Here is a 21,050-nt window from a genome sequence, read left to right as displayed (position 1 = left end):
ACTACTGCCCCGCGCAGCGCGCGCACGGGTTCAAAAGTGTTGAGGTGAATCAGGAGAAGAAGGGTGGCCCCCGCGCATCATAGCGGGCGTAGAACCCGGCACTGCGATGGGTGAAATCACGATGGATCCAGCGTGGCTGGATTTTCACCGCAAAAGGGACAATCTCACCGACTGACGGCAGGTGTGTATCCGCCGTTAGACCCGCGAATGGGCACATTGCGCGCGAATCCGTGTCGTCGTGCACAGGATCGCCGGGGTTCAGGTCAACCCATTGTTCGACTGTTCCATCGCCAGTACAGATCACCAGCAGCACTTTCCCATCATTACCCATCGCGGGCATCCAGCCCTGCGGGATCATGCCGGTCAGCACAACTGCCAGCAATGTAAGGATTGGGAAAGTGCGGCCGATCCGGATCATTCCAGATGTGCGATGATCGAACGAAGGGTTGGAATACCGTCACCCTTTTCGGCCGACGTCAGCACGATTTCCGGATATGCCGCCGGGTGCTTGGACAATGCGCCGCGTACCTGATCCAACACCTTCTGCCGGTCATTGGCCTTGACCTTGTCCGCCTTGGTCATCACGCATTGAAAAGTAACAGCGCTGGAATCCAGCAGCTTCATGATTTCGGCGTCGACCGGCTTCACACCATGACGCGAGTCAATCAGGACAAAGGCCCGGCGCAGAGTCTGGCGGCCGCTTAGATACTGTTTCAGCAGCCGTTGCCATTTTTCAACGACCTTCACCGGGGCGTTGGCGTAGCCGTATCCGGGCAGGTCAACCAGATAAAGCTCGGGACCTTGTGTGAAAAAGTTGATCTCTTGCGTGCGGCCCGGAGTGTTGGACGCGCGTGCCAGACCCTTGGAGCCGGTCAGCGCATTGATCAGGCTGGACTTTCCTACGTTTGAACGTCCGGCAAAGCAGACCTCAAGCCGGTCAGGGGTCGGCAGGCCGTTCATGGCGACCACGCCTTTGACAAACTCGGATTGTCCCGCGAACAATTTTCGACCACGTTCCAGCGCGAACTTGTCCGGGTCTTCGACCAGTGGGAAGGGTAGGGTGCTCATAACGGATGAACCTTATCGCCAACTGAAATTGCGCCGCCTCGGACAACCTCGGCGTAAACGCCGAAATCTTGATGGCCCCAGCTGTTCAATGTGCCCAGCGTATCCGCATCGCGCACGCCGGTTTTCGGATTTGCCGTTGTCGCCAAACAGCGTCTGATGCGTTCTTTGACATGGAACACGGCCTCACCGATTTGTACTTCGCGATCCAGCCAGTCGAATTCTTCCCACAGGGGCAGACCGTCGAACCAGATGTTGCCACGCCAGCGCTGGATCGACAGATCGCTGCCAAGCTTTTGCCCGACCGCGCGGTGCGATGCCATGTTGCACAGGCTGATCGAAGGGTAATCGCTGTCAGTCATGCCGCGACCCGGCACTCGGATGATCCGGGCTGACGCCGCCCGATCCGCAGGCATCAACGGCTGGACCCAGTCCAAAAAGACCTGCTGTTCCCCATCCGGATCAAAGGTCAGATCCGGACGATCCGGATGTGTCAGAGTTATCGTGTCGTTATTCAGCCGGGCCGAGATAGCCATAAGTTGCGGTGCTTTCGCCCCACGACTGAAATTGGCACAAGGCACCCATTGAGAGCCATCCGCTTTCGACGCCTCATGCGCGACCGCCCAAACGCGATCCCCGGGCATGGTCTGCCCGGGGGTCACTAAAACGGTCTGGAGGGCCTCGCGACCATGACTTTTGATCGGATGCCGCCAGATATGGGTTACCTCTGCATTCATTTGTCGTCCGTTTTGGGCGTCCGCTTGAAGCCGGATTTGATGTTGCCGAACACGTCAGGCTTATAACCCTGACTGCGCATGATCAGATATTGCTGCGTGAACGTGATCGTGTTGTTCGCGATCCAGTAAACGACCAGCCCGCTTGCAAAGCTGCCCAACATGAACATGAACACCCAAGGCATCCAGGCAAAGATCATCGCCTGAGTCGGGTCAGTTGGTGCCGGGTTCAGCTTTTGCTGCAACCACATCGAGATCCCCAACAGCAACGGCAGGATACCGATGAAGATCAGCGCCATGAAGGTTTCGGGCTGCGGACCGGCAAAGGGCAGCAATCCAAACAGGTTCATGATCGAGGTCGGATCAGGTGCGCTGAGGTCCTGGAACGGGCCAAACCAAGGGGCCTGACGCAGTTCGATGGTGACGAAGATCACCTTGTACAGTGAGAAGAAGATCGGGATCTGCAAAAGGATCGGCAAACAGCCCGCAGCCGGGTTTACCTTTTCCTTCTTGTACAGCTCCATCATGCCCTGCTGCATCTTTTGGCGATCGTCGCCTGCGGCTTCTTTCATAGCCTCCATCTGCGGCTGAAGCTCTTTCATCTTCGCCATCGAGACGTAGGACTTGTACGCCAGCGGGAACAGGATCGCCTTGATGATCAGCGTCAGGCCAATGATCGACCAACCCATGTTTCCGATCAGGGCGTTGATGTTGTGCAGCAGCCAGAAGATCGGTTTTGTCAGGAAATAGAACCAACCCCAGTCGATGCTGTCGACGAACTTCTGTACACCGTCAGCCTGATACTCGCGGATGGTTTCCCATTCTTTGGCACCCGCGAACAGTTGGGTGGTGACTTCTTCAGTTGCTCCGGGCGCAACAGTCAGCGTCGGCAGAACCGTTTCGGTCTGATAGATCTTGCGGCGCGCGTCGTATTTTGCTGCAGCCTTGAAAGCAGATCCCTCTGCAGGGATCAGAGTGGTCATCCAGTAGTGATCGGTAAAGCCGACCCAGCCGCCTTCCTTGATCTGGAAAACTTCGGCCTGCGCACGTTCATTCGGGTCAATGTCAAAGTCGCGCACATCGCCATAGTCGATCTCGTCTAGAACGCCGTCAGCCATGACCATAACGCCTTCATGCAGGATGAAGAAGTTCTTCAGATCGGGCAGGTCGCCGTCTTCACCCATGCCGTGACGGGCCAGGATGCCGTATGGGGCCATACCGACCTCGGCCTGGGTATTGTTCTCAACCGACTGGGTGACGGTGAACATATAGTCCTGGTCCACTGCAATGTTGCGACGGAATGTCAAGCCCTTGCCGTTGTCCCATTTCAGAGTGACCGGAGTATCGACCCCCAGGGTTTCGCCGTCTTCGACGGTCCACAGCGTATTAGGGCCGGGGACGTCAGCGCCAGCAACACCTGCGCCCGGTGCCCATCCGTACAAGGCATAGTAAGCCGATTCTGAACCAACGGGCGACAGCAGCTCAACAATGGGTGCGCCTTCTTCTATCGAAACTTTGTAGTCTTTCAGGAACAACTCATCGATGCGACCGCCGGACAGGGATAGGCTGCCTTTCAGGCGCGGTGTTTCAATCTCGACCCGAGGTGCTTGGGCATCGGGCTCAATCTCGGTGGCGTCTGCGGTTGCTTCACCAACTGTGTTGGTGCCAGCAGCGCTTGGGGTCTGAACGTCTGTACCATCAGTTGCGCTGATCTCGGCAGATTCCGGTGCGGTCGTCGGCTCGGGAGGTGGAAACAGCACGAACCAAACCAGGATCACGAGAAAGCTGAGCGCGGTTGCGAGGATGAGGTTCTTGTTCTGATCGTCCATCGGGGACAGCCACCTTAAGCAGTGAAAGACACCCGCTGGGTTCAACAGAGTGCGGGCCCAAAGGTCAAGCGGAATCGCCCTGTAATTCATCACCGATTGGGGTTCTGTGGCGTTAATTCGCGCCTAAGGACGTGCCTGACGCCCGATTTTTGGCATTCCGTTGAGTTTGTTTTGATGTGCGGCCATCCAGTCCAACGTCTTTTCAAAGGGCATGGGTCTGCCAATTCCAAACCCCTGCACGTGGTCGCAGCCCAGTTGCGCCATGAGGGCATGTTCGCCTTGTGTCTCGACCCCCTCGGCCAGAGTTTCGACATTCAGCCGTTCCGCCATGGTCAAAATCGCGCTGACCAACTGCTGCTGGCTTGCGTCCCGATCCGCCTTTGCCACGAAGGACCGATCGATTTTAATGCGTGAGACGTCAAAGCGTTTGATCGACGCAATGGAGGCGTGGCCGGTGCCAAAATCATCGAGGTCAATGTAGCAGCCGAGCTCGGACATGCTTATCACGTTGCGGGTGATCACGTCATCGGGCCGCCTGGAAAACACTGTTTCAAGAATCTCGACGGTCAATCTGTCGGGCGTCAGGTCATTTTGATCCAGCTCCCATTTCAGACGGTCGATCAACGCCGGGTCGCGCAATTCCTCTGATGAGAAATTTACGCCAATCCGGGGCACGATGACACCGGCACGGTTCCACTGGTGCATGGCGGCGAAAGCGTGATGGCGCATCACCTGGCCCAAGCGTTCCATCAGATCGGCTTGTTCGGCAAAAGGCAGGAAAACCAGCGGTCCCAACACGCCTTTCTGCGGGTGTTCCCAACGGGCAAGCGCCTCGAACCCGGTAACGTGGCCGGTGTCTGTGGAAATCTGCGGCTGAAACCATGGGCGGATTTCGCCACTATCCAAGGCCGCAATAAATTCATTGCGCAGGTTGGCGCGCACGCGTGCCCGCCGCTGCGTTTCAGATGAAAAGGCGCGGATGGTTGCAGGACCGTTTCTTTGCGCTTCGGCCAAGGCCGCGTTGGCAGCATCGATCCATTCGGCAAAGGTGATGTCGGGCACCGTGGATTGCAGGCAAAACCCGATAGAGCATGACATGTAAACGCTGGTTCCATTCAGTATGATCGGCTCATCAACGGCGGCCTGAATGCGCCCGGACATCTGAATGCAAGCCTCCAGATCCAGATTCTGTGCGGCGCGCAGGCCGATTGCAATCTTGCCTTGGTCCAGACCTGCGGCAATGTCATGTGAGCGGATGACAGAGAGAACGCGGTCGCGGAACTGCTCCGCCATCAGGTTTCCTGCCGCATTGCCGTGCAGATCAAGACACTCAGAAAAGCCGTCCAATTCGACAACCATGCAGGCAGCCTCGTGACCGGTGCGTTGGTTTTCCGCGAACAGCGTTTCCATCTCGGCGGCAAACCTGTCGAGAGACATGAGGCCGTTATCGTCTTTTTCCCGGTTGCTGGCCTTGTGCGCGGTTGAAACCGCGGCAAACACAAGCGGCAGGGCAAGTGCCACGACAACCAATGCCTGCTCTCCACCAATCCAATACGCGGCCAGACTGATCGCAGGCGCGAAGGCTAAGGCGGGCGGGCCGCTTAGCACCATGGCAAGAGAGTCAAAAATTCTGCTGACTGAGATATGTTTCCACATCGGATCTTCGGGCCTCTACCTTGCGTTTGAAACGCTCAGGTCGACCCTAGGAAACCAATCTGAGTCACTCGTTAACGGAGCTGAGGAATTTCGCCCGAATTTTCGTCATTTTCATTTGGACTGAGTGCAAGATTTTGAAAATCAAACAATTTTGGGTCCAAAAGATGCGACGGACGCGCATTTGTCAGAGCCCGGAACATCACTTGACGGCGTCCGGGGCTGTTCTTTTCCCACTGATCCAAAATCTGTTTGACCTGCTGACGTTGCAACCCATCCTGACTGCCGCAGAGGTCGCAGGGGATGATCGGATAGTTCATCGAGGTCGCGAATTTCTCGCAATCGGCCTCTGCCACATGGGCGAGGGGGCGGAAGACGAACAAATCGCCTTCTTCGTTCACCAGCTTGGGCGGCATGGTGGCCAAGCGCCCGCCGTGGAACAGGTTCATGAAGAAAGTCTCGAGGATATCGTCGCGGTGATGGCCCAGTACGACGGCCGAACATCCCTCTTCCCGCGCAATGCGGTACAGGTTGCCTCGGCGCAGGCGCGAACACAGGGCGCAAAAGGTGCGGCCCTGCGGAACCTTGTCCATGACGATGGAATAGGTGTCCTGATATTCGATGCGATGCGTAACACCCATGCGTTCCAAAAACTCGGGCAGAACGGTAGCCGGAAATCCGGGTTGACCCTGATCCAGATTGCAAGCCAGCAAATCAACGGGCAGCAGACCGCGCCATTTCAGTTCGTACAGAATCGCCAGCAGGGTATAGCTGTCCTTGCCTCCCGAAAGGCAGACCAGCCAGCGGGGTGGTTTTCCGTCCTTGTTATGCGCTGCAGCGTCCACCATCCCGTACTGCTCAATGGCCTCACGGGTCTGGCGCACGATGCGTTTGCGCAGCTTTTTGAACTCGGTGGTCGAGGGCGCGCCGGCAAAGAGCGGGTGGATATCGTCAGCTTCGTCAAACATGCGCAGCCCCTACAGCAGTTGAGGCAACCGGGCAAGTGGCCGGGTCAGCCCAGGCGTGCCAGCAAGGCGTCCGTATCCAGCCTGGACACGGATCCGGGGATACGGCCGCTGTGGCCTGACAGGCGCGTTGCAATGAAGCCGTCCGCAACTGCCGGGGGCGCGTGGCGCAGCAGTTGAGAGGCCGTTAGCAATTGTGCTGTGTTCTCAGCAAACCAGCGGGCCTCGCCTTCCGGGGGAATTCCGGGCCACCGGTCGCGATGTGCCTTGAGAGCGACGTCGTAACCTCGGTCGCTGCCCGCGGCTGAATCCAGTTCAGCCTGCAGAACCTCAGCGGCTAGCGGGTCGCGGGACAACGTTCGCAAAATATCGAGGCAGATCACGTTTCCCGACCCCTCCCAAATGCCGTTCAGAGGGGCTTCGCGATAAAGCATGGGCATGGGCGTGTCTTCGACATAGCCCATGCCGCCCAACACCTCCATCGCCTCGACCACAACGACAGGGCACCGCTTGTTGTTCAGGAACTTGGCCAAGGCGACACTGATGCGGGCAAAAGCCCTATCCTCGGGGGATTGGCTGTCGAACGCTTGCGCGACGTGCATCCCCAAAGTCAGGGCACCTTCCCAATCCAACACGAGATCAGCCAGCACAGCGCGCATCAAGGGCTGATCAATCAACCGGCGCTGAAAGGCGCTGCGATGGGTGACCCAATCATGCGCCTCGATGAGTGCTGCGCGCATCAGGCCTGCCGGGGCCACGGCCGTATCCAGCCGGGTGTGATGGACCATCTCGATAATTGTCCGAACACCCGCGCCTTCGTCGCCTAATTGGTAAGCCAGTGCATCGTGATATTCGATCTCGGACGAGGCATTGGATCTGTTGCCCAGCTTGTCCTTGAGCCGCATCAGGTGAATGGCGTTGCGTTCACCGTCCAGCCAGCGTGGGACGAGAAAACAGGTCAGCCCGCCCGGCGCTTGCGCAAGGGTCAGAAATCCGTCCGACATGGGGGCCGAGCAGAACCACTTGTGCCCGCGCAGACGCCAGTGCTCGCCGTCTCGAGTAGCGATGGTGGTATTGGCGCGCACGTCCGAACCGCCCTGTTTTTCGGTCATTGCCATGCCCAATGTGGCGCTGGCCTTTTGTTCGATCGGTTTCGTCGCCGGATCATAGCTGCGCGCCATGAGCTTGGGTCGCCACACGGAGGCGATCTGTTCATTTGCGGCAAGCGCCGGGATGGCCGCGTAGGTCATGGTCAAAGGGCAGCAATGGCCGGGCTCGACCTGGCTGGCCAGATACATCATCGCGGCGTGGGTCGTGTGGCCGCCCGACTGACCGTCCCAGGCCAAGGCGGCATAGCCGGCAGATTGGCTGATCTGCATCATATCATGATAGGCGGGATGAAATCGTACCTCGTCCAGGCGCCTACCGCCCTGATCGAACAATCGAAGTTTGGGGAGGTGCCGATTGGCCTCACGCCCCAGCTCACGGGTTTTCACCCGACCCAAGGTATCCCCATATGCCGCCAGAGGCGCTTCGCGACCGCCCGTGAAATGCACGGCGTTTCGCAGGACGGGATCTGAAGACCAGAGGTTAGAATCCCCGCGCACAGGCGGCTGATTCAATACGTCATGTGTCGGCAGGGAATGGCGGGCGTCGGATGTCATCTGAACCTCGGGCAGTACGGGTTCAAGTGTTCAGCGCATGTCCGAATGGGTCAAGGCTGACGGAGGGTCATAAAGATCAGCTGTCGTCTTCCTTGTGGTTGGGTACGGGGTCATACCCATCACCGCCCCAGGGATGGCATCGGCCAATCCGCCGTGCCGCCAGCCAGCTTCCCTTGATGGCCCCATGCTTTTCCAGTGCTTCCAGCGCATAGGCCGAGCAGGTGGGCTGGTATCGGCAATTGAAGCCAACCCAAGGGCTGAATACAAGCCGATAGGCCCTGACGGGCATAGCCAGGATATGAGAGAAGAGAGTCATTTCCGCGAGTTGTGCACTTTGCGAAGCGCATAGCGCAGATCGTCCAGAAGTGCCTCATAGGGTCGCGCGGCTGTGGTTTCGGCCCGACCAATCAGGACGTAATCCCACCCGTCATTGCCATTGACGGGCAGAACAGCCCGGGCGGCCTCGCGCAACCTGCGTTTGGCGCGGTTGCGTGCTACGGCATTGCCAACCTTTTTGGAACAGGTAAAGCCAACCCGAATTCCTGCTGCTTCATCCGGGGTACGTTTGCGAGCCTGCACCATCATCGAGGATGTGCCCTGCCTGCGGGCACGCGCTGCCTTAAGGAAATCAGATCGTTTCCTGAGAACGGTCAAAGATTCAGGCGCGCAAACGGACGCCGCCGGGGGCGTTTCCCCGGGCTGGTTCTTACCATCCACGAGGGCCTCCGGCGGCGTCATGTTCAAAACCTGATCGGTGAGCGGTCTACGCGCTCAGCGACTTGCGACCGCGTGCGCGGCGCGAGTTCAGGATTTTGCGGCCGGCCTTAGTGGCCATGCGCGCGCGGAAACCGTGGCGGCGTTTGCGAACCAGGTTCGAAGGCTGATAGGTGCGTTTCATCGCTCCGTCTCCAATCTATGCGGTCGGGTGCAGCGCGGATTCGCCTGCCCGTGGTGTTCGAAGCCCGTCCTCTACTGGGTAGTGGGTGGTAAGTCAAACCCCTAGGTGGGGGTTTTCGCGGCTTTTGCAACAATTCTGTAATCGGGTCGGGCAAAAGGTTTCAAAACAGCGGGATTATCGCCCCAAACCCTCACATTCCCTACCAAAAACATCAAGGCAGCGTGAGCCCCCTGTTGCGTAGGGCGCAAGCAGCGCATGTTGGGGTCAGAATGAAACGTAACAAACCGGACAGCCTTATGAGCGAAACGACTCAGGCACCGCGCAACGGGTTGGCGCGGCATATTCCATTGCTGGTGATTCTCGCCGTCGCTGCGGTGGGATTCTTCACACTGGGCGACTACCTGACTTTTGAGACCCTGCGCGACAATCGTGAGGCGCTATTGGCCTGGCGCGACGCCAACTACTGGGCGATGGCGGCAGCTTTCGTTGGCATTTACATTGTCATCGTCGCGTTTTCGCTGCCAGGTGCCGCAGTGGCGTCAATGACCGGCGGGTTTCTTTTTGGCTTGTTCGCCGGAACCGTATTCAACGTGTTTGCGGCAACCATCGGAGCCTCTGCAATCTTTCTGGCGGCGCGCTGGGGGTTGGGCGAATCCTTGACCAAACGGCTTGAATCCTCGGAAGGGACGATCAAGAAACTGAAAGACGGGCTGCGGGAGAATGAGATCTCGGTGCTGTTTCTATTGCGTCTTGTTCCCGTTGTGCCGTTTTTTGTGGCCAACCTGGTGCCTGCGCTGGTTGGCGTGAGGTTCCGCAACTTCCTGATCACCACCGCGCTGGGCATTATCCCGGGCGGAATCGTCTACACATGGATCGGCGTCGGGCTGGGTGGTGTGTTCGATCGGGGCGAAACACCTGATGTATCGCTGTTATGGGAACCATTTGTGATTGGCCCGATCATCGGCTTGTGTGTGCTGGCCACGCTGCCAATTGTCATCAAATCCCTGCGTGGCCGAAAGGACCGCTGAAATCATGCAAGAATTGAAAACCGACATCCTGGTGATTGGCGCCGGGTCCGGGGGGCTGTCAGTCGCTGCTGGCGCCAGCCAGATGGGGGCCGATGTGATTCTGCTGGAAGGTCACAAGATGGGTGGCGATTGCCTCAACTTCGGCTGCGTCCCTTCCAAGGCTCTGATTGCCAGCGGCAAGGCAGCTTACGGTCAGGCACATTCTGCCGCGCTGGGCGTGGCTGACGTGGTACCGCAGGCCGACTACGCCGCCGCCAAAGACCACGTTCACGATGTTATCGCTCAGATCGAGCCGATGGACAGTCAGGAACGGTTTGAAGGTTTCGGCGTAAATGTGATCCGGGAATTCGGCAGCTTCGTCTCTCCGACACAGGTGCAGGCGGGCGACAACATGATCACCGCACGGCGCATAGTGATCGCGACGGGCTCTTCGCCTTTGGTGCCTCCGATTCCGGGATTGGATCAGGTGCCATTCTATACCAATGAGACGATCTTTGACCTGCGCGACAAGCCTGAACATCTTTTGATTATTGGTGGCGGACCGATCGGGATGGAGATGGCGCAAGCGCATGTCCGACTGGGCTGTAAGGTCACGGTTGTCGAAGGCCTGAAGGCGCTGGGCAAGGATGACCGCGAGGCCGCCGCGGTCGTTCTGGACAGCTTGCGCGCCGAAGGTGTGGTTATTCATGAACAGGCTATGGTCGCCCAGATTCGCGACAACAAAGGGGCCATAGAAATTGTGACCGAGGCGGGTGAGATCTATTCGGGGTCTCATTTATTGTTGGCCGCCGGGCGTAAGGCCAACACAGACCGTTTGAACTTAAAGGCTGCCGGGATTGAACCAACCCGCAACGGGATCAAGGTCGATGACGCGCTGCGCACGACGAATCGCAGAGTTTACGCCATTGGCGACGTCGCTGGTGGTCTGCAATTCACTCATGTCGCTGGATATCACGCGGGCATTATCATCCGTTCCGCTTTGTTTGCTTTACCGTCAAAGGCAAAAACCGCACATATCCCTTGGGCGACCTACACCGACCCGGAATTGGCGCAGGTGGGCCTGACCGAGGCTCAGGCCCGCGAACACCATGGTGACAAGATCGAAATCGCGCGCTTTGACTATCACCATAACGACCGGGCAATCTCTGAGCGGAAAACCAAGGGGTTCATTAAAGTCATGGTCGTAAAGGGCCGGCCTGTTGGGGTCACGATCGTGGGGCATCAGGCCGGAGAGCTGATCAACTTGTGGTCGCTTGCGTTGGCCAATAACCTGAAGATGGGGCAGATCGCTGCGATGGTTTCGCCCTATCCGACGATTGGAGAGCTTAACAAACGGGTGGCGGGTGCCTATTTCTCGCCAAGGCTGTTTGAGAATCAAACGGTTAAACAAGTGGTCAGGTTCGTCCAGCGCTGGATGTCCTGACCAGGAAGGGAGAGCAGATTGAATTCGCTGTCGGGCCGATTTCTGATCCTGACGACGGTCTTCGTGATGTTGGCCGAGATTTTGATCTTTGTTCCTTCCATCGCGCGCTTTCGCGAAGACTTTCTGCTGAACCGGCTTGAGCGCGCGCAGATCGCGTCCTTGGCGCTGCTGGCTGACGATATGCTGGCCGAAGACCTCGAGACCGAGCTGCTGGCCAACGCTGGTGTCTATAACGTCGTGTTGCGTCGCGATGAGATGCGCCAGCTTATGCTGTCTTCGCCGATTCCGGAACAGATCACCAAGACCTACGATCTGCGCGACGCAGGGCCTTGGGTGTTGATCCGCGACGCGCTGGCGCGACTGTTCACCACAGAGAACGAAGTCATCCGCGTTATTGGCGAGCCGGTCAAAGGGGCAGGACTGCTGATTGAAGTCACCATAGACAGCATGCCACTGCGAATGGCGATGACCGATTATGGCCTGCGCATTCTGGGGCTGTCTTTCGTAATTTCCATTATCACCGCGTTCTTTTTGTTCTTGGCCGTGCGCGTTGTTCTGGTGAAACCGATCAAAAGTGTTGTTGGTTATATGCAGCGCTATGCAGGGGCACCCGAAGACGCGAGGGGAATCATCTCCCCCAACTCCAAAGTGACAGAACTGCGCGAGGCTGAAGAAGCGTTGCAGCAGCTGCAGACCGAACTGACTCAGGCCCTGAAGCAACGTGAACGCCTGGCGCAACTGGGCGGCGCGGTGGCCAAGGTGAGCCACGATCTTCGGAACATACTGACTTCGGCACAACTGTTTACCGACCGGATCGAAACCAGCGATGATCCTCTGGTAAGGCGTATGGCGCCCAAGCTGGTGAATTCGATCACGCGGGCGGTGTCACTGTGCGAAAGCACGCTGGCCTTCGGGCGCGCGGAAGAGCCCGCGCCAACCCTGACAATGGTACCCTTGCACGATATCGCGGCCGACGTCGTGGCCAGCGAACAGCTGGCTGTTGCGGATGCCTGCGTCGAGATCGTGAACGATGTGCCCAAAGACCTTGTGGCCCGGGCAGACCCTGAGCAGATATTCCGTGTCATGATGAACCTTGTGCGCAATGCGCGGCAGGCCCTGGTGGCATCCGGGACGCCGGGAAACATCACGATCGCCGGCTGCGAGTATAAAGACGATTGGTGTGTTGAGATCAGGGATAACGGACCTGGATTGCCGCCCAAAGCACGCGAGAAGCTGTTTACGCCATTTCAGGGCGGGGTGCGTAAGGGAGGCTCTGGGCTGGGGCTTGCCATCTCGCAGGAACTGGTGCGTGGGCACGGCGGGGACCTGATATTGGCCCATAGCGGGCCCGAGGGGACGACCTTTGAAATCAGGCTTCCGCGGGGCGATGGGACTTTTTGAAAACTTTTTGAAGAATCGACTTGCGTGTCCCGAACACCGGGTCTAAATACCGCCTCACCAACGCGGACCGATAGCTCAGCTGGATAGAGTACTTGACTACGAATCAAGGGGTCGGGGGTTCGAATCCTCCTCGGTCCGCCACTGGTTTACTGTTGAACGTCACACGAACCTGACCCAACCGTCACAGTTGGACCAGAAACGGGTGAACGTTCGACACCGGAAGGCACCCCCCGATGTTGGCCATAAGTTGAATTTGGCCTTTGCGTCTAAACTGATCCAGAATCCCCATTTTAATACTCCCGCAATGACTTTGTTTGACCTGGCTTCCCTTTTTTGAAAATCAGGGCTGATTTGCAGATCAGACAGCGAAGCTGCCTGTTCCTGCTGATCTGCCACGTGGCGAACGCGGGAGGGGGCGAGGCAATGCTATTCACAGGGGTGGTGCGGACCGGAGGCGCAGCCGAGGACACGGCCCTGTCTAATAGGGTTGCCCGAGGGCGAGGGCTGCGCCCTCACCCTGACGGCCAGGGGTGTTTGGCTTGTCCAAATCCCGCTGACCTAGGAAAGGAAAGCGGCGGGGAGGATGACCCGCCACCATTGGCGATTGTTAAATTCTGTCAAACCGCAAAAGTGACAGCGGCCCATACCGGTCACTCGACACGGTACCGATATTCTGCATTTGCAGCCCGCATTCCGGTCATTCGCTGCGCCCGCAAAATCTGTGGTTGGACGAATTCACAGATTGCGGACAAAGCGGCCTTTGGTTCTCCAAACAAATCGGACATTTTTGGTTTTAGACTAGGCGGTTGTGTAGAGTGACAGGATTACTTGTCTTCTCTTCCGTAAGCACAATATCTCAATTGGCACCCTCATTGGATGCTGAGGAGGCCGCTACCAATCGAATTTCCATCATATCTTTAGGTCCAAGCGCGGCTTCCAAAATGGGCGGAAGAGTTCAATCTTGGGGCATCGGTTCATCACGACTTTAAGGCCCGCCGCTTCTGCGAGTTGCGCTGCTTTGTCGTCATACACACCGATTTGACCCCAAAGAACTTTTGCCCCGATTGCGATAGCCTTCTCGGCAAAGGCATATAACTCTTCCTTCGGGCGGAAAACGTCTACCATATCAACATGTTTGTCGATCTCTTCCAATGAGTGGTAGACTTTGAGCCCTCTAATTTCCGAAACATTCGGGTTAGGATTCACCGGTAGAATATCATAGCCGATTTCACTCAGCTGTCGCAGAACGCCATAGCTGAATTTCGTTTTGTCCGCGCTAGCCCCCACCATTGCAATGGTTTTAACCGACTGCAGGATGTCGGCGAGGTAATTGGGGTCGTAATCGTAGATGTGGTCGATATCTGCTTCGGGCATCGGTTAACCTTCCTTCGGCGTCGCAATGTCAGCCTTGAGTTCGTGGGGTTTGAGAGGGTCGAGAAACGGATTGCGGTACAGCTTGCCATGGCTCTCGACCCCGATCTCAAGCGTGATGTCGGATGTCGGACGTGCCACGCAAAGGATCACATAGCCGTTCGCGATTTGCCGATTATTCAGCGCAACCTGTCGGCGTTGATCGATCGCGCCAGTCTTTAGTTTTGCCGCGCAGGTAATGCAGCCGCCATACTTGCACCCAAAAGGCAAGTCGACGCCCTGTTCTCTCAGCGTTTCCAGAAGTGGGCGCCGCGCATCCACACAGTATTGCGCGCCATCTCTGTTCGCGATCGTCACGGTATACATAGTCATAGCCAGATGTCGCTTGTGCAATCACCGCCCGGATACCGGCTCTCGTGACAGCGCGATGGACCATTCGGTTCTTTGCCAAAGTCCACAATGAAATCCTCGTTGATCTTCATACCACCGTTTTCAGGGTCGCAATCGATCATCACCATAACCCCGCCCTTTTCGCGGATCTCGGGATAGAACTGGTTATCCCAAGTCGAGAACAGCGAGGTCGTGACATAAAGCCTTCGCCCGTCGAGAGAGAGCTGGAACATTTGCGGACCACCCGCGACCTCGACCCCGTTAACGATCGGAGCTTTACCCAAAAGGCCCCCCATAAACACTTGGCCGGTCAGCTTGGGATTATGCGGGTCGGTGATGTCATACTGGCGCATATCTCCATGCAGCCAATTGTTCAGGTACAAGTATTTGTCGTCCATCGAAATCAGGATCGCCGACATAACCCCCGGCAACGGGATCGGCCATTCGGGGTGCATCTCGTTTTCCACGTCGATGATCTTTTCCCACTGCCACTTTTTTGCATCGTCTTGCCACCAATGGATCACATTGGTCGAAAGAGCTGCGCCACAGAACCCATGCGTGCTGTCGGGGTCATGGTGGAACTTGACTTCCAGTGGCAACAGCCCGTCTTCACCCAGATAGAAGCTTTCGACCGGTTCGCGCCTTTCGAAATCCCAAAAATGCAGCTCGCGCCCATATTTCAGATGGCCCACTTCTTCCAGATCGAAGCCCGGCATGAAGGTATTGGGCGCAGCCCATTCGGAACTGACCATCACGTTGTGGCGTGGTTGGTACCAGAAGTCATAGCCGAATTTGATCTCGCCCATCGAGGTTTCCCAGCGACCGACGATGTTGAACTCTTTATCGAGATGCAGATAGCCTCCAGGAGCTTCACCCTTGGCATTTCCAAGGAAGGAAATGATGATTTCCGAGCCCAAACAATGCACCGTATGCGGGCCCGATAAATCTGTCTTGGCCTTGATTTCCGCCCCGTCGATGACCTTATGCAACCGCGGCGCACGCGGGTCAGTGGCTGTATCAACGATATGAAGGTTGTTAGAGCGTACGCCCGGCAGGATCAGGTATTTGCGGGACATCGAGCCGTCGTCGTGACAGGACGAACAGGCGTTCCACCCCATGTGGTGAAGCTCGTCCCCAATCCCCGGCATTTCCAGCCTATGGATTACCTGAGAATAGGTCGAGCTGTTAGGGTCGACATCCACTGTAGCAAGGTAATCAGGTTTCTGAATCCCTGTCCCGGTGTAGATGGCGATCGTGTAGAGTAGCTTTTCTCGGGGGGCTTTGATGGCTTCTTGCGGACTCTTGAAGCCCGGTCCACAGCATTGTCCATCCATCGTATGCTCCTCCCTTGATTCCCTAAATTGTATCGTATATCGAAAACTTAGTTATCATAAAGTGAGAAAAATGCATCTCGAACGATTAGCGCTGATTTTGGAAATCGTGGGTCAAAAAGGACGTGCGTCCGTAGCGGATATCTGTGCCCAGTCCGATATACCTAAACCGACGGCCTACAGGCTGGTTCAAGACCTTGTTTTGTCCGGCCTACTTGAATCACCAACCCGCGGTGAGTTCGCGATTGGGATTAGGCTAAAGCGTATCACGTTGAGCGATCACTCTGATCCCGCTCTTTTGCAGGTGATTGCGCCTGTCCTCTCTGGCGCCGCTAATGACTATGGCGCTGCGTTTTTCTTGTCTCGGCTACGGGGCAATTGGGTTGAGATTATTCATGTGGAGACACCGCAGACGGGCGTGTCTTTTCTTCATCCAGGTATGGGCAAACGACCAATGCACGCTTGCTCTTGCGCCAAGGCAATCGCCGCCGTGTCGCCTGAGCTGCTGTCTCAAGACCGATTGGATGGGCAGCTTAAGCGGTACACAGATCGCACGATTACAGACCCTAAGGATCTGGCCGCGGAACTCGATGTCATTCGAGCCAAAGGGTATGCCGTATGTGTTGAAGAGCTCGAGCACGGGATCAGTTCTGTCGCAACAACGCTGACCAAGACAGGTGTTGGTGCGACGCTTTCAATCGGCGCTACGGCGTCTCTTCGGGTGTTTACACCTTCGAAGCGAGAAAAGATTGGCCATACACTTACCACAATGTCACACGAACTTGCACGCGCGCTAGGATGGGGTGAAGCAGATAAAGAAAGGATACCCGCTTAGGTTCGTGGGTATCGCAGTGCTGTAGGTTAACGCTATCCAGCAGGACAGGTGTGTTTTGCGACCTTCGCCGCTTTTAGGTCAATGAGGGAGACAAATATGGACGATGCAATGTTTGGTGGGTTCTTCGTGATCAACGTAAAACCTGAGTATCGGCAGCCATTTTTGGACGCCAGCATCTTCCAAGCGCAAAATGTTGTCAGTGAAGAACCCGATGTTTTCCAGTTTCATATTATGGTGGATGAGACAAACCCAAATCGTTTCTATTTCTACGAAGTGTTCAGAAACGAAGCCGCGGTCCAAGATCATTGGGAATCTGAAACCTTCAATAACTGGTTGAACACTGTCCGAAAGATGCTGGATGGTGAGATCGAACTTGTTGCCAGGATGCGCTCGCTTTTTCCGACGCCAAAAGGTTTCGAGGCGCAAAAAGCAAGCCTGCTACTATGGTAAAATTGACCGACGTTTGAGATTTTCGTCCGTGCGAGAACATTACGGGTTTCGGTGCTGGTCCGCTTTGGACTCGATGCGATCATGCGATGATATTTCGAGAGCGTCTTCGATGCGCTCGAAGCTGATACCCGACAGATTTGACTGAACAGCTGCCAGCCTATTTTAGAGAAAAAGGGAATTTCGTATGAACGGATGGATCTATTTTGGGTTTGCGTTGCTGGTTTCAGCGTGCAGCCCGCCTACGCAGGCTCCATTGGTCACTGACGCGAACGGTCAGACTGCCATCCAAATCAACACAAGCGGGCTGACATGCTACTTGTCGACCTGTCTGGAGATCACAAGAGGCAGCGTTCGCGCGATCGGACACAAGAGAGCGCGGATCCCTAAAGGTATCGATGTCAGCAGCGGAACCGTCACCCCAGACGAGTTCAAGCGGATGCGCCAATCAGCGATGCTGGCGGGGGGACCCGGTTCTGGCAATAGGTAAAGGAAGGAGAGGTCGCGATATGTTCAACGATGACGTCCAGGCACGATGCCCGGAATGCGGATCGCTGGATGCGGTGGTTACGGGTGAGAAGGCTGCCTGCAATGCATGTGGGTACGAGGAGCCTTTTCTGTTCGATGAGGCGGTGCGCGACGGAGCGCATGAGGTTGTGGCCAACGCGCAGAAAATGGCACGGGCGAGAGACGTTCTGCAGCGATGGGATTTTGCAGGGTAAATGGGTGGCTGAGGGGGCCAGAAATCCAGAAGAGTGAAAACGCGCTGTGCGGACCCCTCAGGGACGAAACGAGGGCCGCGCCTGTCACGAGATGAAAAAATCCGTTAACCCCTTTTTGAATGGGCGTAGAAAGGGTTACTATGCTGCGACTTGCTCGGTAGGGCTCAAACGCTTCATTCTGCGCGGGCTGTGCTGTAATCCTCGTCCGAGACATGCTCCATCCAATCCGCAGTCTTGCCCTCGACAGACGTCTGCACAGCCAGATGGGTCATCGCACAGTCTGGCGACGCGCCGTGCCAATGTCGCTCTCCTGGCGCGAACCACACCGTATCGCCAGGGCGCAACACCTGCACTGGCTGCCCCTCAGACCCAGCCAGGCCCAAGCCCGACAAAACATGCAGCGTTTGACCGGCAGGGTGCGTGTGCCAAGCTGTCCGTGCGCCGGGTTCAAAAGTCACCGTAAGAATCTTGACCGGCGAGGGATCATTCCCTGTCACAACGGGATCAAAGCGAACCGTACCGGTGAAATACTCATTGCCAGGAAATTGAGAGGGCCGGTCCCCGGCGCGGTGAATCTCCATGATGTGCTCCTTCGATGCGCTTCTCTCAGCGACTTAGCAGAGTTCCGATTTCAAACCCAGAGGCGCGCCGGGTCGACGCGGCCATCAGAGCGCCATTGTCGAATGCCCAGAATGCGACTGGAACCGGTCATCGGTTTGAACAGGACCTACGGCCGAGTTGCGGACATTGCCGACAAAAAAGACAAAACTAAAACTCTGGTTTGCGATAGGATAAACCGTTGCCTAGACGGCCAGTTTTTGATCTCAACCTTGTTCAAGCGCTCTTGGTTTTTTGCGCGACCAACTTAATCTTCAGGGATACTTGAACCGAGGAACTCGAACTTTTGAGTGCTACCCACTGTGATTGGTTTCTCGTTGGCAAAAAGACTGCTATCAAATGAGAACGAATTATCGGTTCCGATCATCTGAATGTGAGAATAAATGCGCTTAGCTCTTTTCATTCTCTTTCCGATTATGTTTATCGGGTTGCTTGTTTTTCTGATCTTTGGCTTGAAACCGCCCAACAGTATTAAGCTGGCTGCTGGCATTAGCGGCGGCGGATATTGGCAAGTTGGACAGCTCTACAAAGCAGAACTTGCACGTGACGACATTCAGGTAGTTTTAGTTGAAACCGAGGGGTCCGTTGAGAACATTCAGAAACTTGTTTCTGGCGAAGTGGATGCCGCATTTGTTCAGGGTGGTCTGGAAATACCTCAGGACGAAAACTTACAGTCTTTGGGCGCCATTTTTCTTGAACCTATGGTGGTGTTCCGCGGAAAGTCGAGTCCAGTCGGGGCCAATGCAGGAGAATGGGGAGACATTCGCTTAGCTGCAGGAACCAAGGCGTCCGGTACTCGCGCCGCCGCTTTAGCGCTAATTGAGGCCGCTGGGTTGCAAAATGTCGACATAGACCTCGTCGATTTCGGGGGCAATGACGCGATAGAGGCGTTGTATGCCAACGAAGCGGATGCAGCGTTGTTTGTCGCTCCACTCGATGCACCTTACCTTATGGATGCGATCTTTGATCCAGAAATCATTTTCGTCCCTATGGCTTTGGTCGATGCCCTTGCATTGAAACTTTCCGGAGCGAATTCGGTAACTGTACCGGCAGGATCAATCACACTTGACCCTCCGAGACCACCAGAGGACGTCAAGATCTTAGCATTGCGAGCTTCACTTATCGCCGCATCCGATCTGCACCCTGCAGTAACCGATAGGTTAGTGAATGCAGCAAAGAACATTCATAGCGAACCTAATATTTTGCAAAGTGCGCGCGAGTACCCGAACACGGCTTCACCGCCTGTACCACTGAACAAAATTGCCACAGAACTCATAAACTCTGGGCCAAACTTTTTGCATGGCGTCTTGCCATATTGGATCGCAGCGCAGTTTGGCAGCGTACTGTTATTGCTGTTGCCTTTGTTGTTCTTAGTACCGTTTTTGCGGATAGTCCCGTCCAGTTACGTGTGGTTTCAAAAGCGCCGGGTCTGGCGTTTTTATCAGCGTATCATGGCGCTTGAGGAGGAACTCAGCAAGGCACAGACCTCAACTGAGGTTGAAGAAGTCGCCAAAAATATCGAAAACGTGGACACCGCCCTTGCAAATCTGAATCTGCCGCTCGCATACCGCCAGGGAGCATATGATGCACGTTTGCACGTAGACCTAATTCGACAGGAGATTGCGCGTCGTCAAACTGCAAAAAGTTGATGAAACCTCAACGTTCGCAAGCAAACCACGCTAAAATACCTTTTTAATTTGAGACTTCGATACAGGTGTGTGCTTTAGTTATTGCGTGTACGCCGCTTTGGGGTCGCAGCCATCGTTCGCAGAGATTTATTTAGCGGCGGCTGTGCTGAACGAATAGAGTTCAGATTATGCGTCATAGTTACTTGTATTGAGCGTTGTTAGGTTTGAACAAAATATGAGGTTAGGAAATGATCCGTTTAGCATCTATTCTGACTATCGCGCTTGCGGCTGGTGCGCACGCCGAGGACGTCCCAAGCACTCAACCTGGCGACAGAGAGTATTCCCCCTACCCACAACAAAACTTCCCTAATCAGGTCTTTTTCGGCGATACCCATTTGCATACATCATACTCTGCCGATGCCGGTATGATCGGGAATGTACTTGGCCCTGATGAAGCGTACAGGTTTGCCAAAGGCGAAGTCGTTATATCCAGCACCGGTGTCGAAGCGAGGTTGCGCCGACCATTGGATTTTCTGGTTATTGCCGATCACGCCGAAAACCTTGGTCTTGCGCCGCTGCTCTCAGTCAAGGATGCCACGCTGCTCTCCACGGAGTTTGGCCAGCAACTGAACACGGCTGTCGAGGCAGGTGATCCCGTTGGCGCATGGTCGATTTGGAGCCAAGCCAAGTCCACTGGCACAGACCCATTGGCGGATTATCAGGAGATCTACCAGACAGCGTGGAGCAACATTACCTCCGCCGCTGAGGCACACAATCAACCGGGTTTGTTTACTGCGCTTATAGGGTTCGAGTGGACCTCAAACCCACAGCGGAACAACCTGCACAGGAATGTCATATTCAACGGTGGCAAAGAGGGCGCGGACAAGATCATCCCGTTCTCGAACTTTGATAGCTTCGACCCCGAAGACCTTTGGGCATGGATGGAACAAGCCGAAGAAACAACAGGCCAATGTCTGACGTCAGCACCAATGGGACAGTTTAAGTAGATTTGATAAGAGAGGGTTTCTGGCTCATCGTAACCGCCAAG

The 21,050-nt window shown here is 55.9% G+C and carries 22 protein-coding genes and 1 tRNA gene; 9 read left to right on the top strand and 14 right to left on the bottom strand.

The genetic code is table 11. The annotated features are described in order from the left end of the window. Positions 1 to 49: 49 nt before the first annotated feature. The 10 genes from AC2FFH_RS13830 to rpmH form a co-directional block, all read right to left on the bottom strand. Complete coding sequence (locus tag AC2FFH_RS13830; RefSeq protein ID WP_496770144.1) at positions 50 to 418, bottom strand: DUF2946 domain-containing protein; 369 nt, start codon at positions 416 to 418, stop codon at positions 50 to 52. Beyond that, on the bottom strand, positions 415 to 1,068 hold the full coding sequence (yihA, locus tag AC2FFH_RS13825; RefSeq protein ID WP_496770139.1) for a ribosome biogenesis GTP-binding protein YihA/YsxC: 654 nt from the start codon (positions 1,066 to 1,068) through the stop codon (positions 415 to 417). The genes AC2FFH_RS13830 and yihA overlap by 4 nt, the downstream gene beginning before the upstream one ends. Further along, entirely contained in the window at positions 1,065 to 1,802 is a 738-nt protein-coding gene (locus AC2FFH_RS13820) for an MOSC domain-containing protein (RefSeq protein ID WP_496770137.1), read from the bottom strand. Before AC2FFH_RS13820 ends, yihA begins: the two co-directional genes overlap by 4 nt. Next, the gene (yidC, locus tag AC2FFH_RS13815; RefSeq protein ID WP_496770135.1) at positions 1,799 to 3,628 is read right to left on the bottom strand and encodes a membrane protein insertase YidC; all 1,830 of its coding nucleotides are present in this window, start codon (positions 3,626 to 3,628) and stop codon (positions 1,799 to 1,801) included. Before yidC ends, AC2FFH_RS13820 begins: the two co-directional genes overlap by 4 nt. 123 nt (positions 3,629 to 3,751) lie before the next feature. Next, the gene (locus tag AC2FFH_RS13810; RefSeq protein WP_496770133.1) at positions 3,752 to 5,284 is read right to left on the bottom strand and encodes a putative bifunctional diguanylate cyclase/phosphodiesterase; all 1,533 of its coding nucleotides are present in this window, start codon (positions 5,282 to 5,284) and stop codon (positions 3,752 to 3,754) included. A 71-nt stretch (positions 5,285 to 5,355) separates the two neighbouring features. After that, positions 5,356 to 6,249, bottom strand: a complete 894-nt coding sequence (gene ttcA, locus AC2FFH_RS13805) for a tRNA 2-thiocytidine(32) synthetase TtcA (protein WP_496770130.1) — start codon at positions 6,247 to 6,249, stop codon at positions 5,356 to 5,358. A 44-nt stretch (positions 6,250 to 6,293) separates the two neighbouring features. Next, the gene (locus AC2FFH_RS13800; RefSeq protein ID WP_496770128.1) at positions 6,294 to 7,910 is read right to left on the bottom strand and encodes an acyl-CoA dehydrogenase family protein; all 1,617 of its coding nucleotides are present in this window, start codon (positions 7,908 to 7,910) and stop codon (positions 6,294 to 6,296) included. Between the two features lie 76 nt (positions 7,911 to 7,986). Then, positions 7,987 to 8,226 carry a membrane protein insertion efficiency factor YidD gene (gene yidD / locus AC2FFH_RS13795; protein ID WP_058272404.1) on the bottom strand — a complete coding sequence of 80 codons (240 nt, stop codon included), beginning with the start codon at positions 8,224 to 8,226 and terminating at the stop codon, positions 7,987 to 7,989. Next, entirely contained in the window at positions 8,223 to 8,648 is a 426-nt protein-coding gene (gene rnpA, locus AC2FFH_RS13790; protein ID WP_496770126.1) for a ribonuclease P protein component, read from the bottom strand. Before rnpA ends, yidD begins: the two co-directional genes overlap by 4 nt. A gap of 25 nt (positions 8,649 to 8,673) precedes the next feature. After that, positions 8,674 to 8,808, bottom strand: coding sequence for a 50S ribosomal protein L34 (rpmH, locus tag AC2FFH_RS13785; RefSeq protein WP_005632162.1), 135 nt, complete (start codon positions 8,806 to 8,808; stop codon positions 8,674 to 8,676). Positions 8,809 to 9,104: 296 nt separating this feature from the next. Between rpmH and AC2FFH_RS13780 the strand changes: the two genes are divergently transcribed. From AC2FFH_RS13780 to AC2FFH_RS13765, 4 genes are all read left to right on the top strand, one after another. Further along, entirely contained in the window at positions 9,105 to 9,836 is a 732-nt protein-coding gene (locus AC2FFH_RS13780) for a TVP38/TMEM64 family protein (protein WP_432653424.1), read from the top strand. Between the two features lie 4 nt (positions 9,837 to 9,840). Beyond that, complete coding sequence (locus AC2FFH_RS13775; protein ID WP_496844612.1) at positions 9,841 to 11,259, top strand: dihydrolipoyl dehydrogenase family protein; 1,419 nt, start codon at positions 9,841 to 9,843, stop codon at positions 11,257 to 11,259. 18 nt (positions 11,260 to 11,277) lie between these two features. Next, on the top strand, positions 11,278 to 12,660 hold the full coding sequence (locus tag AC2FFH_RS13770; RefSeq protein WP_496844611.1) for an ATP-binding protein: 1,383 nt from the start codon (positions 11,278 to 11,280) through the stop codon (positions 12,658 to 12,660). A gap of 64 nt (positions 12,661 to 12,724) precedes the next feature. Then, positions 12,725 to 12,801, top strand: a tRNA-Arg gene (locus AC2FFH_RS13765). Positions 12,802 to 13,569: 768 nt separating this feature from the next. Here AC2FFH_RS13765 and AC2FFH_RS13760 read toward each other — a convergent pair. Genes AC2FFH_RS13760 through AC2FFH_RS13750 form a run of 3 tightly spaced genes read right to left on the bottom strand, consistent with a single transcriptional unit; the run spans position 13,570 to position 15,755 of the window. Next, complete coding sequence (locus AC2FFH_RS13760; protein ID WP_496770747.1) at positions 13,570 to 14,034, bottom strand: CoA-binding protein; 465 nt, start codon at positions 14,032 to 14,034, stop codon at positions 13,570 to 13,572. A 3-nt stretch (positions 14,035 to 14,037) separates the two neighbouring features. After that, the gene (locus AC2FFH_RS13755) at positions 14,038 to 14,397 is read right to left on the bottom strand and encodes a 2Fe-2S iron-sulfur cluster-binding protein (protein WP_050605474.1); all 360 of its coding nucleotides are present in this window, start codon (positions 14,395 to 14,397) and stop codon (positions 14,038 to 14,040) included. Between the two features lie 2 nt (positions 14,398 to 14,399). After that, positions 14,400 to 15,755, bottom strand: coding sequence for a selenium-binding family protein (locus AC2FFH_RS13750; RefSeq protein ID WP_496770744.1), 1,356 nt, complete (start codon positions 15,753 to 15,755; stop codon positions 14,400 to 14,402). Between the two features lie 70 nt (positions 15,756 to 15,825). On the opposite strand from AC2FFH_RS13750, the gene AC2FFH_RS13745 reads away from it, so the two are divergent. The 3 genes from AC2FFH_RS13745 to AC2FFH_RS13735 all read left to right on the top strand — a co-directional run bounded on the left by AC2FFH_RS13745 (position 15,826) and on the right by AC2FFH_RS13735 (position 17,756). Continuing rightward, positions 15,826 to 16,587 (top strand): IclR family transcriptional regulator, encoded by a 762-nt coding sequence (locus AC2FFH_RS13745; RefSeq protein WP_496844610.1) that lies wholly within the window; start codon positions 15,826 to 15,828, stop codon positions 16,585 to 16,587. Positions 16,588 to 16,683: 96 nt separating this feature from the next. Continuing rightward, a complete protein-coding gene (locus AC2FFH_RS13740; protein WP_058284100.1) occupies positions 16,684 to 17,037 on the top strand; it encodes a putative quinol monooxygenase in 354 nt (117 codons plus the stop codon). 506 nt (positions 17,038 to 17,543) lie between these two features. Further along, on the top strand, positions 17,544 to 17,756 hold the full coding sequence (locus AC2FFH_RS13735) for a hypothetical protein (protein ID WP_496844609.1): 213 nt from the start codon (positions 17,544 to 17,546) through the stop codon (positions 17,754 to 17,756). A gap of 173 nt (positions 17,757 to 17,929) precedes the next feature. Here the strand turns inward: AC2FFH_RS13735 and AC2FFH_RS13730 are convergent, their stop codons facing one another. Then, positions 17,930 to 18,337 (bottom strand): (R)-mandelonitrile lyase, encoded by a 408-nt coding sequence (locus AC2FFH_RS13730; protein WP_496727363.1) that lies wholly within the window; start codon positions 18,335 to 18,337, stop codon positions 17,930 to 17,932. Positions 18,338 to 18,757: 420 nt separating this feature from the next. Between AC2FFH_RS13730 and AC2FFH_RS13725 the strand changes: the two genes are divergently transcribed. Further along, on the top strand, positions 18,758 to 20,023 hold the full coding sequence (locus tag AC2FFH_RS13725; protein WP_496770926.1) for a TAXI family TRAP transporter solute-binding subunit: 1,266 nt from the start codon (positions 18,758 to 18,760) through the stop codon (positions 20,021 to 20,023). Between the two features lie 227 nt (positions 20,024 to 20,250). Further along, complete coding sequence (locus tag AC2FFH_RS13720) at positions 20,251 to 21,009, top strand: DUF3604 domain-containing protein (protein ID WP_496844608.1); 759 nt, start codon at positions 20,251 to 20,253, stop codon at positions 21,007 to 21,009. Positions 21,010 to 21,050 lie beyond the last annotated feature (41 nt).

It is taken from the genome of Ruegeria sp. YTSC003, from assembly GCF_059609785.1.
The sequence above is the reverse complement of the archived record's forward strand: the minus strand, read 5'-3'. Positions and strand labels throughout refer to the sequence as shown.